This is a genomic window from Streptomyces sp. NPDC044002, assembly GCF_056434525.1.
Genome location: NZ_JBWKEZ010000005.1, coordinates 184,796 through 199,852, shown reverse-complemented (window position 1 = coordinate 199,852; position 15,057 = coordinate 184,796). Strand labels below are relative to the sequence as shown.

At 70.7% G+C, this 15,057-nt stretch carries 13 protein-coding genes and 2 pseudogenes; 10 read left to right on the top strand and 5 right to left on the bottom strand.

Going from position 1 to position 15,057, the window contains the following annotated elements; genetic code table 11:
* Window positions 1-47: 47 nt before the first annotated feature.
* From AC07A6_RS05905 to AC07A6_RS05895, 3 genes are all read left to right on the top strand, one after another.
* A complete protein-coding gene (locus AC07A6_RS05905; protein WP_478776240.1) occupies window positions 48-947 on the top strand; it encodes an SAM-dependent methyltransferase in 900 nt (299 codons plus the stop codon).
* Between the two features lie 327 nt (window positions 948-1,274).
* The gene (locus tag AC07A6_RS05900) at window positions 1,275-1,943 is read left to right on the top strand and encodes an ATP-dependent Clp protease proteolytic subunit (protein WP_478776239.1); all 669 of its coding nucleotides are present in this window, start codon (window positions 1,275-1,277) and stop codon (window positions 1,941-1,943) included.
* A 42-nt stretch (window positions 1,944-1,985) separates the two neighbouring features.
* On the top strand, window positions 1,986-2,756 hold the full coding sequence (locus tag AC07A6_RS05895; RefSeq protein WP_478776238.1) for a transposase: 771 nt from the start codon (window positions 1,986-1,988) through the stop codon (window positions 2,754-2,756).
* Window positions 2,757-2,765: 9 nt separating this feature from the next.
* Here AC07A6_RS05895 and AC07A6_RS05890 read toward each other — a convergent pair whose 3' ends face one another.
* Window positions 2,766-3,056: a hypothetical protein gene (locus tag AC07A6_RS05890; RefSeq protein ID WP_478776237.1), complete on the bottom strand. Its 291-nt coding sequence runs from the start codon at window positions 3,054-3,056 to the stop codon at window positions 2,766-2,768.
* Between the two features lie 787 nt (window positions 3,057-3,843).
* Here AC07A6_RS05890 and AC07A6_RS05885 point away from each other — a divergent pair.
* The 3 genes from AC07A6_RS05885 (at window position 3,844) to AC07A6_RS05875 (ending at window position 7,252) form a co-directional block, all read left to right on the top strand.
* On the top strand, window positions 3,844-5,412 hold the full coding sequence (locus tag AC07A6_RS05885) for an alpha/beta fold hydrolase (RefSeq protein ID WP_478776236.1): 1,569 nt from the start codon (window positions 3,844-3,846) through the stop codon (window positions 5,410-5,412).
* Window positions 5,413-5,487: 75 nt separating this feature from the next.
* Entirely contained in the window at window positions 5,488-6,999 is a 1,512-nt protein-coding gene (locus tag AC07A6_RS05880; protein WP_478776235.1) for an alpha/beta hydrolase, read from the top strand.
* A 79-nt stretch (window positions 7,000-7,078) separates the two neighbouring features.
* Window positions 7,079-7,252 (top strand): hypothetical protein, encoded by a 174-nt coding sequence (locus tag AC07A6_RS05875; protein WP_478776234.1) that lies wholly within the window; start codon window positions 7,079-7,081, stop codon window positions 7,250-7,252.
* 11 nt (window positions 7,253-7,263) lie between these two features.
* On the opposite strand, the gene AC07A6_RS05870 is transcribed toward AC07A6_RS05875, so the two are convergent.
* The 3 genes from AC07A6_RS05870 to AC07A6_RS05860 form a co-directional block, all read right to left on the bottom strand.
* Complete coding sequence (locus tag AC07A6_RS05870; RefSeq protein WP_362466028.1) at window positions 7,264-8,115, bottom strand: sulfurtransferase; 852 nt, start codon at window positions 8,113-8,115, stop codon at window positions 7,264-7,266.
* 22 nt (window positions 8,116-8,137) lie between these two features.
* Entirely contained in the window at window positions 8,138-9,490 is a 1,353-nt protein-coding gene (locus tag AC07A6_RS05865) for an MBL fold metallo-hydrolase (RefSeq protein ID WP_478776233.1), read from the bottom strand.
* A 75-nt stretch (window positions 9,491-9,565) separates the two neighbouring features.
* Window positions 9,566-10,678 (bottom strand): molybdopterin-dependent oxidoreductase, encoded by a 1,113-nt coding sequence (locus tag AC07A6_RS05860; RefSeq protein WP_386271649.1) that lies wholly within the window; start codon window positions 10,676-10,678, stop codon window positions 9,566-9,568.
* Here AC07A6_RS05860 and AC07A6_RS05855 point away from each other — a divergent pair.
* The 4 genes and pseudogenes from AC07A6_RS05855 to AC07A6_RS05840 form a co-directional block, all read left to right on the top strand.
* A pseudogene (locus AC07A6_RS05855) lies at window positions 10,677-12,368 on the top strand (MFS transporter); the annotation flags it as partial. The gene AC07A6_RS05860 and the pseudogene AC07A6_RS05855 sit on opposite strands and share 2 nt — an antisense overlap.
* Window positions 12,369-12,797: 429 nt before the next feature.
* Window positions 12,798-13,217, top strand: coding sequence for an aspartate 1-decarboxylase (gene panD / locus AC07A6_RS05850; RefSeq protein ID WP_386274959.1), 420 nt, complete (start codon window positions 12,798-12,800; stop codon window positions 13,215-13,217).
* A gap of 17 nt (window positions 13,218-13,234) precedes the next feature.
* On the top strand, window positions 13,235-13,576 hold the full coding sequence (locus AC07A6_RS05845) for a GNAT family N-acetyltransferase (RefSeq protein WP_478776232.1): 342 nt from the start codon (window positions 13,235-13,237) through the stop codon (window positions 13,574-13,576).
* A pseudogene (locus AC07A6_RS05840) lies at window positions 13,573-14,186 on the top strand (arylsulfatase). Before AC07A6_RS05845 ends, AC07A6_RS05840 begins: the two are co-directional and overlap by 4 nt.
* A 208-nt stretch (window positions 14,187-14,394) precedes the next feature.
* On the opposite strand, the gene AC07A6_RS05835 reads toward AC07A6_RS05840, so the two are convergent.
* Window positions 14,395-14,529 (bottom strand): hypothetical protein, encoded by a 135-nt coding sequence (locus AC07A6_RS05835; protein ID WP_478776231.1) that lies wholly within the window; start codon window positions 14,527-14,529, stop codon window positions 14,395-14,397.
* Window positions 14,530-15,057 lie beyond the last annotated feature (528 nt).

Below are 15,057 nucleotides of genomic sequence, written 5' to 3'. Positions count from 1 at the left end.
AAGCCCCGTCAGGGGGTGCTCACGCGGACAGCGGTGCCCCCGGCGGGGTGAGCGTCGGTGTGGGCCGCACCGCACTCCTCGTCGCGGCCGCCCGCGCCATCGAGACCCATCGACCGGACGCCCTGGCGCGCGACCCGCTGGCCGGGCACTTCGTCCGCGCCGCCCCCGTCTCGGCGGGCTGGCCGGCCCACCCCGACCAGGTCCCCGATGGCGCGGCCGACCCCCTCTGGGGCCGACTGGGCCGCTACTTCGGCCTGCGGACACGGGTTCTGGACGACCATCTGCTCCGGTCCGCACGGGCGGGTGCGCGTCAGGTGGTGTTGATGGGCGCGGGCCTGGACACGCGGGCCTTCAGGCTCGACTGGCCGACCGACTGCACAGTCCACGAGATCGACACCGAGCAGGTGTTGGCGTTCAAACACGAGGTCCTGGAGCACACCGGCGCACGGCCCACGGCGGCGCGCCGGACGATCCCGGCCGACCTGCGCGGGGACTGGACCGGAGCCCTCATCCGCGCGGGCTTCGACCCGACGGCACCGACCGCCTGGCTCGCCGAGGGCCTACTGCTCTATCTGCCGGCCGATGCCGAGCGGCGGCTCGTCGCCGGCGTGCACGCACTGAGCGCCCCCGGCAGCACACTGGCGTACGAGCTGAAGGAAGTCGTCGCCGAATCCGCGGCGGTCCGGAGCGCCCCGGTCTATCTCGCTGCCCGGCAGCGGCTCGGCATCGACCTGCCGGCGCTGTTCGCCGCCGGCCGCCGGCCGGACTCGGCCGCCGAACTCACGACCCGGGGCTGGACGGTCACGGTATGCAGCCCGTACGAATTCACCACGTTGCACGGCCGCGGTCCGTTGTCCGAGCCGAACGACGTGCTCGCCGCCAACCGGTGGGTCTTCGCCGCGAGAACCCGCCCCACTCCACTCCCGGGCGGTCGTGAGGTCGGCTGACCCGCCCGAGCGGACCCGGGCCGCCACGCGAGCGGACAGCGGCGAGATCCGGGTCCGTTGGACCTCTCGGGCGCCCGGGGCGTAATGGCGGATGCTCCGATGCCGGCCCGGAACCATCGGGAGACCGCTGGTGGGAGAGGCGCGTACCAGGCTCTCCAGGGCAAGGAGGCGTACGGGCCGCAGGGTTGGGGCGCCGTGATCCAGTGAGCCCAGAGCGGAACACCTTCCCCGCCCGCCGCTTCCCCGTGTACCCATGACCTGGGTGGGGTGACCTCGTGCGGGTGCTCGGCCTGAGCGACTTCGTTCAACTCGCAGAAGGGAAAGGAAATGGACGAAACGCAGACGCGGGGATCTGGTGGGTGCATCAATGCTTTCTTAGGGTCGTCCGCGCGATATGTCGTTCCGCGGTTCGCGGAGCGGACCTCGCAGGGAATTCGCGAATACGACCCCTACGCGAAATTGTTCGAGGAGCGGATAATTTTTCTCGGCTCCGAGATCGACGATGTGTCGGCGAACGACATCATGGCTCAGCTCATCTGCCTCGAGTCCATGGACCCGGACCGCGACATCTCCGTCTACATCAACTCGCCCGGTGGTTCGTTCACCGCTCTGACCGCGATCTACGACACCATGCAGTACGTGAAGCCGGACATCCAGACGGTCTGCATGGGGCAGGCCGCGTCCGCTGCGGCCGTGCTGCTCGCCGCCGGTACGCCGGGCAAGCGCATGGCGCTGCCGCACTCACGGGTCCTGATCCATCAGCCTTCCGGCGGCACCGGCCGGGGGCAGCTGTCCGACCTGGAGATCGTCGCCAACGAGATCATCCGGATGCGCTCGCAGCTGGAGGGGATGCTCGCCCGGCACTCCCACAAGAACGAGGAGGAGATCAGCGGGGACATCGAGCGGGACAGGATCCTCACCGCCGAAGAGGCGCTGTCCTACGGTCTGATCGACCAGATCCTCGGCACGCGTGACGCGGCTATGTCCGGGGGCTAAGGGCTGTCCCGTAACGGTGTTCATGGGTGGGACGATCGCCCCGTGGCTGTTGTGATCACTGCGTCTGAGCTGTCCTGGATACGTCCGTTCAGCGGCCTCACCCTTCGACAGTTCAGCAAGCTGGTCACTGCTCTGCGCCGTCGAAGTGCACATGCAGCACGCTCGGGACGTCCTTGGGCGCTCTGCTTCGAGGGCCGTGTACTGCTGGTCGTTGCGTACTGGCGGACCAACCTGACGATGCGACAGCTCGGTCTGTTGTTCGGCGTTTCGAAGTCCACGGTCGACCGAGTAGTTGATGACCTGGGGCCGCGCCTGGCATTGAAACAGCGGCAACGCTTCCGCAAGGGCACTGTGCTCATTGTGGATGGCACGCTCATCCCCACTCGCGATCACACCCTCGCCCAGCGATCCAAGAACTACCGCTACTCCACCAACCATCAGGTCGTCATCGACGCGGACACCCGCCGGGTGGTCGTTGTCGGCCGGCCGCTGCCCGGAAACCGCAACGACTGCAAGGCCTGGGAGGAGTCCGGTGCCAAGGCCTCCGTCGGTGACGTGGTCACGATTGCCGACGGCGGTTACCCGGGGACTGGCCTCGTGATCCCCCACCGCCGTGAGCGCGGCCAGGCCGAACTCACGCCCTGGAAGGAAGAGCACAACAGGTCTCACAAACAGGTCCGCGCCCGAGTCGAGCACGTCTTCGCACGTATGAAAACGTGGAAGATCCTCCGTGACTGCCGCCTCAGAGGCGACGGCGTCCACCACGCCGTGCTGGGCATCGCCCAGCTGCAGAATCTTGCTTTGACCCAGTGACCGAGAGGGTCAACCCAGCTCAGCCACGTCAGAGCCAGCCGGCTTTGGGGGCCTCTGGTGACCGCACTCCAGCCGGGTCCCGTTGGCGTCCGTCACTGTGTACTCCAGGACGATCTTGGTCGGGTCTCCGTCCTCATAGGGCCACACCGTGATGCCTCCCTCCCAGACGAGGGTGGAGAACCAGACATCGATCCCCTCGGCTTCAGGCGCGACTGTGAAGACCTCGCCGGGTTTCAGGTAGAAGTCCTCACCGTACGGCTCGATGAAGAGACAGAGATCGCCCTCGCCTGCGTTCTCCACAGGCAGCCTGCTGCGTCCCACTCGTCCCCCCAAGACCGCCACTCCGATGCGCCGCTCCACACTATCCGCCTACACCCGTCCCGCCGGGCTCAACCAGCCCTGTCCCTCCAAGTCCGTTGCGGGACAGCCCTTAGCTTGGCGTCATCCGGGGTGGAGGGAACCGTGCGCCCCAGAGCTGAGGCCGCCGCCAGGTAGCCCCGGCGCGTGCGCTGATCCAGGAGTACCTCGATGATGCGCACCATGTTCAGGTCCAACACCTGACATCTGGGCATCCGTGCAGGTCAGGGCCCTTCTGGTCACACTGAGGTCAGCAAACGCTCAGCCTGGCGCGGAAGTGTGTCCCGCGGCGGCGTCCGGAGTCCGTGCTGGTCGAGAAGGGCCATGAGCTTCCGCTTGCGATTCCGGTCGGCGCGCAGGCGGACAGGTAGGCAGCGAACCCGGCTTCGGTACCCAGCGTGCGATGACAAGCGCGGGCGCTGAGCAGGAGGTCTGCGAAGAGTTCGTGCGTACCGTCACCGGTCTGTTCCCCAGCGGTCCGAGCCGGAGGAGCCGGGGGATGGCTGTCAACACGTGCCGCGTCCCGCCCTAGCCGGGGAAGGTCGGCCGGGGCGGCGGCCACCGTCATGCTGCCGTGGCCGAGAGGGGCATGGGGTGGGTGCCCGTGGCCGCTGTCCGTCCGTGTGCGGGTCGTTGGGCCGCCTGTTAGCGTCGATTGTGTGCGTTCCACTCATATCGCCACGGCGTAGCCCTGCGGGGTAGCCGTTGATCGGCAGAGGAACGGGATCGCATGGCACTGCGCAGCCTCCGTACCGGGGCGGCGGCTGCCGCGGCCGCTCTGGGTCTCCTGACAGTGATGGCCCCGAGTGCGGCGGGCGCGGCACCGATCCGCGCCGGTACCACCCACATCGCCGGGCCCGGCGAGGCCCCCGCGTCACGCTTCGTCCCGGGTCCCTGTCCCAAGACGATGCCCGAGCGGATCGAGGCGCTGGACACGGCCCGGTGCGGGTTCCTGGAGGTTCCGGAGAACCGTGCCCGTCCCGGTGGCCGGACGATACGGCTGGCCGTGGCGGTCATCCCGGCCGCCTCCGCGAAGCCCGCCCAGGACCCCGTGGTGTTCATGGCGGGCGGCCCCGGTGGCGAGGTCTTCGACGACATCCCGTTCCTGGTCTCCTCCGGCCTGAACCGGGACCGTGAACTGATCGTCATGGGCCAGCGCGGCAATCTCTACGACAAGCCCAACCTCGCCTGCCCGGAGCTGGACCGCTTCAATGCCACGTCCGTGGGGCTTCCTTCCTACGCACCGCAGACGCAGCGGCTCATGCTCGACGCGGTGAAGCAGTGCCGGGACCGCCTGGCGGCCGACGGAACCGATCTGAGTGCCTACAACAGCACCCAGAACGCCGCCGACTTCGCCGACCTGCGCACGGCGCTCGGGATCACGCAGTGGAACGTCTACGGCCACTCCTACGGCAGCAACCTGGCCCTGACCTACCTGCGCCTGCACCCCCAGGGGATCCGCGCGGTGGCGCTCGACTCCGTCGCCCCTGCGCAGTACGTCTCCCTGCCGTTCGGCTGGGCCAGTGCCCGGGAGGGCCTCGAGAACCTCTACAAGGCCTGTGCGGCGGAGCCGGCTTGCAAGAGCCGCTACCCGGACATCGAGCGCACCCTGAACGAGCAGGTGCGCAAGCTGGAGGCCCAGCCGCTGACACTGAGCGTCCGGCCGCCGCAGGGCGGAGACCCGGTGAAGGTCGTCCTCGACGGCGGCGCGCTGCTGAACCTGCTGGTCGCCAAGGCGATTCCGTTCAAGGACGTCCCGGCGGCGATCGATGAACTCGGCCGCGGCAACCCGGAGCGCTTCGCCCGGGCCCGCGCCGCCGGTTCGGCCCCGGTCGTCGGCCAGAGCGCCCACGGTCTGACGCATTCGGTGGTGTGTGCCGAGTGGGTGCCGGACCACTCGGCATCCGACGTTCTGAAGGCGGGCCGCGAGGCGTTCCCCGCCTGGCCGGACGAGGTCCTGTCCCAGGCACCCCAACTGGCCTTCCAGGAGCAGGTGTGCCGTGTCTGGAACGTCCCGGACCGCACCGCCCAGATGCGGGTGGCGCCCGTCAGCGCGGTGCCGACGCTCTTCGTCAACGGGACGGGTGACATGAAGACCGGGCCGAGCTGGGCGCAGAAGACGGCCCGTCAGCTGCCCGGCTCGACCAGCGTGCAGGTCCCCGGCATCGGGCACTGGGTGGTCCCGCAGTCGCCCTGCGCCCAGAAGGTGCTGGCGTCCTTCCTCGCCCGCCCGACCGCGCCCGACACCGGCTGCGTGGCGGACCAGAGGTGGGAGCCGTTCACGATCACCCCGAAGTGATCCGGAGGACAGATGTCACGCCCACGTGTAAGACGCTTGCGCTCCAGGTCGGCCGCAGCGGCGACCGGAATCCTCGTGACCGGCCTGCTCGCGGTGCCGGCGAGCGCACAGGGGGAGACGCCCGGAGGTGCGAGCGGCACGGCCGCCCGCACCGTGGGCGACGCCCGATACGAGCCGGGCCCCTGCCCGAGGACGCCGGAACCGGTCGAGGAGCTGAAAGGGGCCCGGTGCGGCACGCTCACCGTGCCCGAGAACCGCGCCAAGGCGGACAGCCGGAAGATCACCCTGGGTGTCGCGATCGTGCCGGCGGTCTCGAGCGAGCCGAAGCCCGACCCGATCGTGGTACTCGTCGGCGGGCCCGGCAACGACGCAGTAAGCCAGGCAAAGATGATCATCGACGGCGGCCTGAACAGTGACCGGGACGTGATCCTCATGTCCCAGCGAGGGACCTACTCGGCCGACCCGGAGCTCACCTGCCGCAACATCGACGAGTTCGAAGCACGTGCCGTGGGCCTCGTCTACAACGCGCCGTCCACCGAGCGCGAGCACCTCGGGGCGATACAGGCCTGCCACGACCAACTCGCCGGCCGCGGCGTCGACCTGGGCGCGTACAACGACGTGCAGAGCGCAGCCGACTACGCCGACCTCCGCCGCGCACTGAACATCCCGCAATGGAACGTGCACGGCATCTCCTACGGAACCCACCTCGCGCTCGGCTACATGCGCGACCACCCGGAGGGAATCCGCTCGGTCGCCCTCGACGGCGTCCTGCCACCGTCCAAGCCGGCATTCGCGCAGGCATGGAGCAGCGCCAAGCAAGGCATCGACAGCATGTTCAAGGCCTGCGCGGAGCAGCCGGAGTGCAACCGCCGCTATCCGAACCTGCCCGCCACCTTCGAGAGAATGATCCATCAGCTCACGGCCAAACCGATCACCACCACCGTCACGACCCCCGGCAGCCCCGAGCCGGTGAAGGTCGTTCTGGACGGCGGAGCCCTGATGAACTGGATGGCCACCGCCACCCACGTGGCCCCCGGCGTGCCCCGCTCCCTCGACGAACTGGCCCACGGCAATCCGCGGCGGATCGCTGAACAGTGGGCGGCCAGCAGGGTCACCCCGGAGCTCGACGGCCGGATCTCCCACGGCCTGGAGTACGGCGTGTTCTGCAGCTCGATGGTGCCGTACGACACCGAGGCGGAATCCATGCGGGCCGCCCTGGCGGCCTACCCCACGTTCCCCCGCTCGGTACTGGAACAGCCCCCCCAATTCACCTTCGTCCGCCCGGACTGCGTCGGCTGGGACATTCCCGCGGTCCCGCCGTCGGCCCGGGACGTCACCCGCAGTGACATCCCCACCCTCGTCCTGTCCGGCGGATTCGACTCCCAGACCGGCGCCGAGAGCGGCACGTACGTGGCCCGCACCCTGCCCCGGGCCACCGTCGTCACCATCCCGTACAACCCCCACGTCGTCCTCGCCACGTCGAAGTGCGCCCAGTCCATCGCCGTCTCCTTCTTCAACACCCCCACGGCCCCGAACACCGACTGCCTCAAGGACATAGAGCCCCCGAAGTTCGAGATCGCCCCCTGAGCGGCGGGGCAGGTCACTTTGAGCCCGTCTCGCCCAAGCCGTGGCGGAATCCGATGCGCCCGGCGAACCGGTGCGGGCCGTGTTACACCGCAAGGCCGAAGAACTCGGCACTCAACTGGGCCGGCAGAACAGAACGGGCGCGTTCGACGTACTGGAGCGGTACGCCTTTGAGCCGCACCACGAGGGCGAGGCCATCCTTCTGGCCAACTGCCCCTTCCACGCGCTGCCCCGGGAGCACATCCAGACGGTGTAAGGATTTCCGCGTCACCCCATCTCGACAGGAGCACGTACCAGCGACCCGTACTCGGTCCAGGAGCCGTCGTAGTTCTTGACGTCGGGGTAGCCGAGCAGTTCGTGGAGCGCGAACCAGGTGTGCGAGGAGCGCTCACCGATGCGGCAGTAGGCTATGACCTCACGGTCGGGGGTGATGCCCTTCCCCGTGTAGAGCGCCTTCAGTTCGTCGGCCGACTTGAACGTCCCGTCGTCGTTGGCCGCCTGCGCCCAGGGGATGTTGGCCGCTCCGGGGATGTGGCCGGGCACCTGGGCCTGTTCCTGCGGCAGGTGGGGCGGCGCCAGCTTCTCGCCCCGGTACTCCTCAGGGGACCGGACGTCGACCATGCGAACGGCGGACCCCACGCTCTCGAGCACTTCGTCGCGCAGCGCGCGGAACTGCGGGTTCTCCTGGCCCGTCACCGTGAAGTCCGTGTGCTCGTACTGCCTGACCTCTTGAGTCGTCTCCCGGCTTTCCAACTCCCACTTCTTGCGGCCGCCGTCGAGCAACTTCACCTTGCGGAAGCCGCGCAGCCGCAGGATCCAGTAGGCGTACGCGGCAAACCAGTTGTTGTTGCCTCCGTACAGGATCACGGTGGTGTCATACGCGACGCCGGCCTCGGCGAGCAGCTTTCCGAGCGCCTCATGGTCGAGGTAGTCCCGCCCCACGGCCGTGTGCAGGTCCTTGGTCCAGTTCCAGCCCACGGAGCCTGGGATGTGGCCCTGTTCGTATGCCGTGGTGTCCTCGTCCACGTCGATGACGCGCACCGTCCCGTCGTCGAGGTGGGCGGCCAGCCACTGGGTGTCCACCAGCGTCTCCGGATGTGCGTATCCGTTGGTGCCCATGATTCTCTCCTATGGTCCGCTGTCACACGTGTGTCATCAGGTCCCGCACGCCGCCCCGGATCACCGCCCTCACGGGGATGCCCGCCCCGTCGAGGAGACTCGCCGCGATGGTCGCCCGGCGTCCGCTCTCGCACACCGTCCAGGTCTCCCGGTCACGGGGCAGCTCACCGAGCCGCCGGGGCAGCTCGGCCAGGGGCACGGCGAGCGTGCCCGGGATTCCGCCCTCCGGGCGCTCCGGCCGCACGTCGAGCACCTGCTTTCCGGCCGTGCGCCCGGCCAGCTCGGACGCGTCGGCAGTGGGGAAGCTGCGCAGGGGCCGCCCGGCGGCGGCCCAGGCATCGGTGCCGCCCGCCAGGTACCCGGCGGCGTTCTCGTATCCGATCCGCAACAGCTGGAGCATCGCCTCGTGGGCCGCGTCCTCGGCCGGCTCCGGCAGCACCAGCACCAGTCGGGTGCCGAACGGCACGAACTCGCCGACCAGGCTCGCGAAGCGGTCGTCCAGCTCGTCGCAGACCGAGCCGGGCAGATGGGCCGCGGCGAACGTTCTGCGGTCGTGTCCGTCGACGATCTGTGCACCGCCCCCGGCCAGTCCCTCCACCATGGCCGGTGTGAGCGGCCGGAGCGTGGGCGGACCGCCGAGCACGCTCGGCCCGGATCGGTTGATCGGCGCCATGTAGCGGTAGTAGGCGGGGTACGGAGCCAGGCCCGACAGCCGCCTGCTGACGAACTCCTCCTCGTCCTGGGTGACCAGCGTGGGATTGGTACGCCGCTCGGCGCCCACGGTGGTGGTCCTGTCCGCCGATACCGGGCCGGCCGCACAGGAACTGCCCGCTCCGTGCGTCGGCAGCACCCGGGTGGTGTCCGGCAGCAGTGCCAGTCGCCGAAGCGTCCGGAACTGTGCGCGGGCGAGTTCCTCCGTGTGGTCGTCGCCGGCCAGGTCGGTACGCCCGGCGTTGCCGACGAGGAGGCTGCCTCCGGTGAAGACGGCCGTCGGCGTCTCTCCCGCGCCGTCGAAGACGAGGTACGAGGTGTGCTCGGCGGTGTGCCCGGGTGTCTCCATCGCCCGTACGGTCACATCCCCGATGGCGATCTCGTCGTCCTCCGCCATCGCCAGGTGGTCGAACGCGTACGGCGCGCGGGCCGGGCCGGCCACCGTGGCGCCGGTCGCCGCGCGGACCTCCAGAGCGCCGGAGACGTAGTCGTTGTGCACATGCGTCTCCAGGACGTACCGGATCCGCACCCCCCTGTCCGTACAGGACGCCACCAGTCCCCAGCTGTCCCGCTGCGGGTCGACCAGCGCGGCCTCGTCGCCACTCACGAGGAGATAGCTGGTGTCACCCAGCGACGCGGTGGTCAGGACCTCGATCTCGTTCATTTCCATCACCCTGCGGCATCGCATCGTCGTTCCCCGTGCCGTGCTCGTTGCGGCGTACGCCGTCTCCTGAGCCCCTCATACGACGACCACCTCGACGGATGCCACGGGGTTGCAGCCGTATCCATGGGCGTTCCACGGCGCCCGTGGCGGCTGGGTGTCGCCGTGCCCGTCCGTTGCGCGGGCCAGCAGCCGGTACGGGCCGGGCCGCTGCGGCGTCCACCGGTACGACCAGCCGGTCCATGCGTACGGCCCGGTCGGCGGCTCCAGCACTGCGGCGCGCCAGCCCTGATCTCCGTTTCCGCCGTCGCCCTCGTCACCGCCGTCGTCCTCGCACGTGGCCCGCACCTCGACCCTTCGCACCGGCACCCCGTCGCCCGACCAGGCCTTGCCGCGTACGACGGTCTCGTGACCACGGCGGACGGCCGTGTCCGGCTCGGGTGCGGTGATGAGCGATTTGACCCGCACCGTCGTCACGGGACCCTCGGGGGTCCCGCGCGACGCGATGTAGACGTACTCCTCGGCCTGGAACACCCCGGTGAACGGCTTCGTGACGGCCCGCGCCTCGATCAGCCACTTCACGGCGGCGACCGCGTACCGGCCGGGGACCACCAGGCGGACCGGGGCCCCGTGCTCGGGCGCGAGCGGCTCGCCGTTCATGTGGGTGGCGAGGAGAGTGTCCGGGTGGAGGGCCACGGCGAGCGGGAGGCTGCGCTCGAAGGCCGTCCGGCGGCCGTGCGCCGTGCCGGAGTCCGCTCCGGTGAAAACGATTTCCATCGCTGTCGGCTCGATCCGGGCCCGGGTGGCGAGGGAGCGGAACGGCACGCCCGCGAATCGTGCGCAGCCGACCGCCCGCTGGCCCCAGGGCAGGCCCGGCGGGCGGGGTGTCATCAGGCTGCGGCCGTTGCCCGCGCATTCCATGACGGCGTCCAGTTCCCGGTGCTCCATCGCGATCAGCTCGTCGTAGCCGATGTCGAACGGCGCGGCCACGGCCCCACCGAGCCGTAGCCGCCACCGGCGGGGTGCGGTCCGCGGGATGGCGAAGTGATCGCGTACGAAGAACGCGCCCACGGGCGTCACCGGCTCGGTCAGCGCGGCCGACGGCGTTTGAGCGTTGTACGGGTCGGCCGTGACTGTCTCGGGTGCCCAGGCCGTGGCACCGGGCCCGGGTGGAATCGGCCATGCGGTCATGACGGCACCTTCCGTCGGGCGCACACCGAACCCGACACGGGTCCCTCTCAGCTTACGTCCGGGACCCATCCGTGCGGTGGTGCCGGATCTGGCCACCGCACGGAAGCGGAGCAAACCCTTGACGGTGAGGAAACGGGGAGGAAACTTACTGATACACCGGAATACCGGAAAGAGCCGCACCTCCTTCTGGAGACGTCCAGAGGCCCGCGTGACCCTTGTCCAGGCTCTGGCCAGGCCCCCGACGGATCTTGTCGACCGGGGGAGGCATCGGCGACGGCTGATGGCTCATGGGGATCGACGAGGACCGCCGGGGACTGTCTTCCCTCAGAGCCGGCCGGCGATCTCGCCGTCCTCGACGGCGGCCCGGTCGGCTGGGCCAAGGCCACCGCCCCCTCCAGGAGGGTGCGTGAGCATCCACGCAGACGGCGATGCGGGTAACGGCTCCGGCATACGCCTCGGACTACGGGCCAACCTCCCCCAGTTCGCCCTGCTCGTCGCGGTCAACGCTCTCGTCGGCGGGATGCTCGGCCAGGAACGCACCGTCCTGCCACTGCTCGCAGACGACGTCTTCCACCTCTCCGCCTACACCGCCGCCCTCACCTACATCGTGGCGTTCGGCGCGACGAAGGCCGTCACCAACTTCTTCGCCGGCACCTGGTCGGACCGGTACGGCCGCAAGCCGGTCCTGATCGCCGGCTGGCTGATCGCTCTGCCCGTGCCCGCAATGCTCGCCTGGGGCCCCAGCTGGGGCTGGATCATCGCCGCGAACATCCTGCTCGGCATCAACCAGGGCCTGACCTGGTCCACCACCGTCATCATGAAGATCGACCTGGCCGGCCCCGAACGCCGGGGACTCGCCATGGGCTTCAACGAAGCCGCCGGATACGGCGCCGTCGCGGCGACCGCCGTGGCCACCGGCGCCATCGCCGAACACGCCGGACTGCGCCCCGCCCCGTTCCTCCTTGGGGCCGCCTACGCCGTCCTGGCCCTGGGCCTGTCCGCCTTCGCCGTACGCGAGACCCGCGACTACGCCCGCTTCGAAGCCGTCCGCCACACCGGTCCCGCAGCCGGCGGTCACGACGGGGAACTGACCACCGGCCAGATCGCCCGCCTGTGCAGCCTCCGCGACAAAGCCCTCTCCGCCGCCAGCCAGGCCGGACTCGTCAACAACTGCAACGACGCCCTCGCCTGGGGCATCTTCCCCCTGCTCTTCGCAACCCACGGCCTGTCCATCGCCCAGATCGGCATCCTCGCCGCCCTCTACCCCGCCGTCTGGGGGGCCGGCCAGATGCTGACGGGCTGGTGGTCCGACCACATCGGCCGCAAGCACCTCATCACCATGGGCATGCTGCTCCAGGCCGCCGCCATCGCCCTCGTCGCCGCCGGTACCACCTTCGCCGTCTGGGCCACCGCCCAGATCCTCCTCGGCATCGGCACCGCCCTCGTCTACCCCACCCTGCTCGCCGTCATCGGCGACGTCGCCCACCCCGCCTGGCGCGCCCGCGCAGTCGGCGTCTACCGCCTCTGGCGAGACGGCGGCTTCGCCGTCGGCGCCCTCCTCGCCGGCATCTTCGCCGACGCCTACGGCCTCACCACCGCCATCTACGCCATCGCCGCCCTCACCGCAGCTGCCGGCCTCCTCGTCGCGGCACGCATGTACGAAACCCACCCCCGCACCTGGCCACCACACCGGCGAGGTTCCTCAGGGCCCAGGCCTGGGGGTGAGGACCGCTGCGCACCCGGACATCTCGAATGCCCTTACGTGCCTTCAGGCGACTCACCCGAGGAGTCTTCATGCCGAACGCGAACGGTCCGCACACGGCTGTATCCAACCAGCCCGAGGAGCTCACCGTCGTTGCGGAACAGCCGATCTTCGAAGGGCCCTCCGAGGGTGTGCAGGGCAGTCCCACACCCTTCACCTCCGACGGGCTGGAACAGGTCGGCCACACCCGCAGCCTGTTCGACGAGGTACCGGCCGAGACGTGGTCAGCAAACGGTCAGGTATGAGTCCTGCAAGACCTGGGGAAAGCTGACCGGACATGCGAATCGTTGTAGGCTCCGGAGACCGCCCTTGACCTGCGGGAAGCAGGCAGGGAGCAGACAAACCGGGAGTTTCCTCATGCTTCGCACCATGTTCAAGTCCAAGATCCACCGGGCCACCGTGACGCAGGCCGACCTGCACTACGTCGGGTCCGTGACCATCGACGCCGATCTGCTCGACGCCGCCGATCTGCTGCCCGGGGAGCTCGTCCACATCGTGGACATCACCAACGGGGCCCGGCTCGAGACCTACGTCATCGAGGGCGAGCGCGGGTCCGGGGTGATCGGGATCAACGGGGCCGCCGCGCATCTCGTGCACCCCGGGGATCTGGTGATCCTCATCAGCTACGCACAGGTCGATGACGCCGAGGCGCGGGCGCTGAAGCCGCGGGTCGTGCACGTGGACGCGGACAACCGGATCGTGGAGCTGGGTGCGGATCCTTCCGCGCCGGTGCCGGGTACGGATCAGGAGCGCAGCCCGCATTCGGTGGCTGTCTGAGCTGAGGGAGTGGGGCCGTGGCGATCGAGCTGGTGGACGAGCGGAAGGCCGGGCGGCTGCTGGCCGTCGAGGACCGGCGGGTGGTCGGGTTCATCGCGTACTTCGTGCTCGCCGCGGACCCCCACGCCCTGGTGGCGGTGCACACCGTCGTCGAGCCCGGGCACGAGGGGCGGGGGATCGGCGGGGAGCTCGTCAAGGGGTTCTACGCGATGGCCGAGGGGGAGGGCGTGCCCGTCGTGCCGCTCTGCCCTTACGCCGCCGCATGGGCCGGGCGGCATCCCGAGCTGGCGCCCGAGGCGCCGGCCGGGGTGGTCGCCGCCGCGCGGGCTCAGCTGGAGCAGGACGCCGACCTGTGGTGACGCTGGCCCTGCTGCACACCTCCGCGGTGCACGTGCCCGTTTTCGACGCCCTGGGGGAGCGGGATCATCCGGGTGCCGTGCTGCGGCACCTCGTGCGGCCCGGGCTGCTGGAGCGGGCCCGGGAAGTGGGGCCGGAGGGCGTGCGGGGGGAGGTGCGGGAGGTGCTGGCGGAGGTCGGGGGGCCCGTGCTGGTGACCTGTTCGACCATCGGGGGCGTTGCCGAGTCCCTCGCCGCCGAGCTGGGGTGTGCCGTGTACCGCGTGGACCGGGCCATGGCGGCGCGGGCCGTGGCGACGGGGGCGCGGATCGTGGTGCTGGCCGCGGTGGAGTCGACCCTGGGGCCGAGCGCCCGGCTGCTCGCCGAGGAGCGGGCCGGGACGTGCGCGGCCAGGTGGTTCCCGGGGCCTGGGAGCTGTTCGAGGCCGGGGACGAGGGCGCGTACCACCGTGCCGTGGCGGCGGCCGCCGACGGGGTGACGGACGCCGACGTCATCGTGCTGGCGCAGGCCTCCATGGCCGGGGCCGTGCCCCTCGTGCGGACGCGGATCCCCGTGCTGGCCAGTCCGGCGCTGGGGCTCGCCGCCGCGCTCGCCGGGGAGCGTACCGGCTGAGATCGGGGGAAGGTGGGGCTTATGGTGCGAAACCTTGAGCAGACGCAGCCGCCAGTGCCCGAGCCGGACCCCGTCCCCGGTCCGTTCCCCCCGCTGCCGGACCCCGAGCCTGTCCCGCGCCCGGTGCCCCCCGTGCCGAGCCCCTTCCCCGAGCCGGATCCGGTGCCCCCGCCCCCGGGACCCGCGCCGATCCCGCAGCCCGGCCCGCTCAGCTGACGACCCCGGCCATCGGGGTCGCCTCCCGGTAGCGTTCCCCGGCGGGCCGCGCGCCCTCGCCGCTCCGGGCGGCCGGAACCGCGTCCATGTGGCGGGCGAACGCCCGGCCGCGTCGTACGAACGGCATAGGACGCGGGGGGCGTGCCGGAAGGTCCGGGCGAGGGAACGCCCTCGTCCGCGAAGCGGTCCGCGGCCTCCACCGGCGCCTGCGGCAGCAGACCCCGGAGGTGCCGCAGGACGCCCGCCCTCGCCGTACCCGGCCGGCGATCGTGCGTAGCAGGCCGGTGAACCGGCGCGAGTCCGGGCGCGCGGTACGGCACTCAGGGCGCGGTTGCGGCCGAGCGGCTCCTCCGCCTCGGCGGCGCCGTGGCAGCGGGCGATGGCCGGCACCTGGCCGAGCCGGACGAGCGGCCGCTGCCCCAGGGCAGGGGGGCGTGGTGTTGCCGGGCGGCAGTCGTCCGGTGAGCCCGGCGGCCCGCCGCAGCCGCGTCTCGACCCGATTCGTGCGCGAGGCGCCGTTCGGCCTGCTGGGCGGCGCGCAGCAGTCGGCGAGGACCGCGGTGGCCGGCAGGGCTTCCTCGGCGTGCCGGTTGCGGTGGGCGGGGCGCCCGGTCGCCGCCCACCGTCCGGCCGTGCCCCCGCGCACGCGTCCCCG

Excerpts from the sequence above, each read along its gene's own strand:
- panD (WP_386274959.1), top strand. The coding sequence starts at position 12,798 with ATGCTTCGCACCATGTTCAAGTCCAAGATCCACCGGGCCACCGTGACG.
- AC07A6_RS05885 (WP_478776236.1), top strand. The coding sequence starts at position 3,844 with ATGGCACTGCGCAGCCTCCGTACCGGGGCGGCGGCTGCCGCGGCCGCT.
- AC07A6_RS05835 (WP_478776231.1), bottom strand. The coding sequence starts at position 14,529 with ATGCCGTTCGTACGACGCGGCCGGGCGTTCGCCCGCCACATGGACGCG.
- AC07A6_RS05860 (WP_386271649.1), bottom strand. The coding sequence starts at position 10,678 with ATGACCGCATGGCCGATTCCACCCGGGCCCGGTGCCACGGCCTGGGCA.
- AC07A6_RS05865 (WP_478776233.1), bottom strand. The coding sequence starts at position 9,490 with ATGAACGAGATCGAGGTCCTGACCACCGCGTCGCTGGGTGACACCAGC.
- AC07A6_RS05900 (WP_478776239.1), top strand. The coding sequence starts at position 1,275 with ATGGACGAAACGCAGACGCGGGGATCTGGTGGGTGCATCAATGCTTTC.
- AC07A6_RS05870 (WP_362466028.1), bottom strand. The coding sequence starts at position 8,115 with ATGGGCACCAACGGATACGCACATCCGGAGACGCTGGTGGACACCCAG.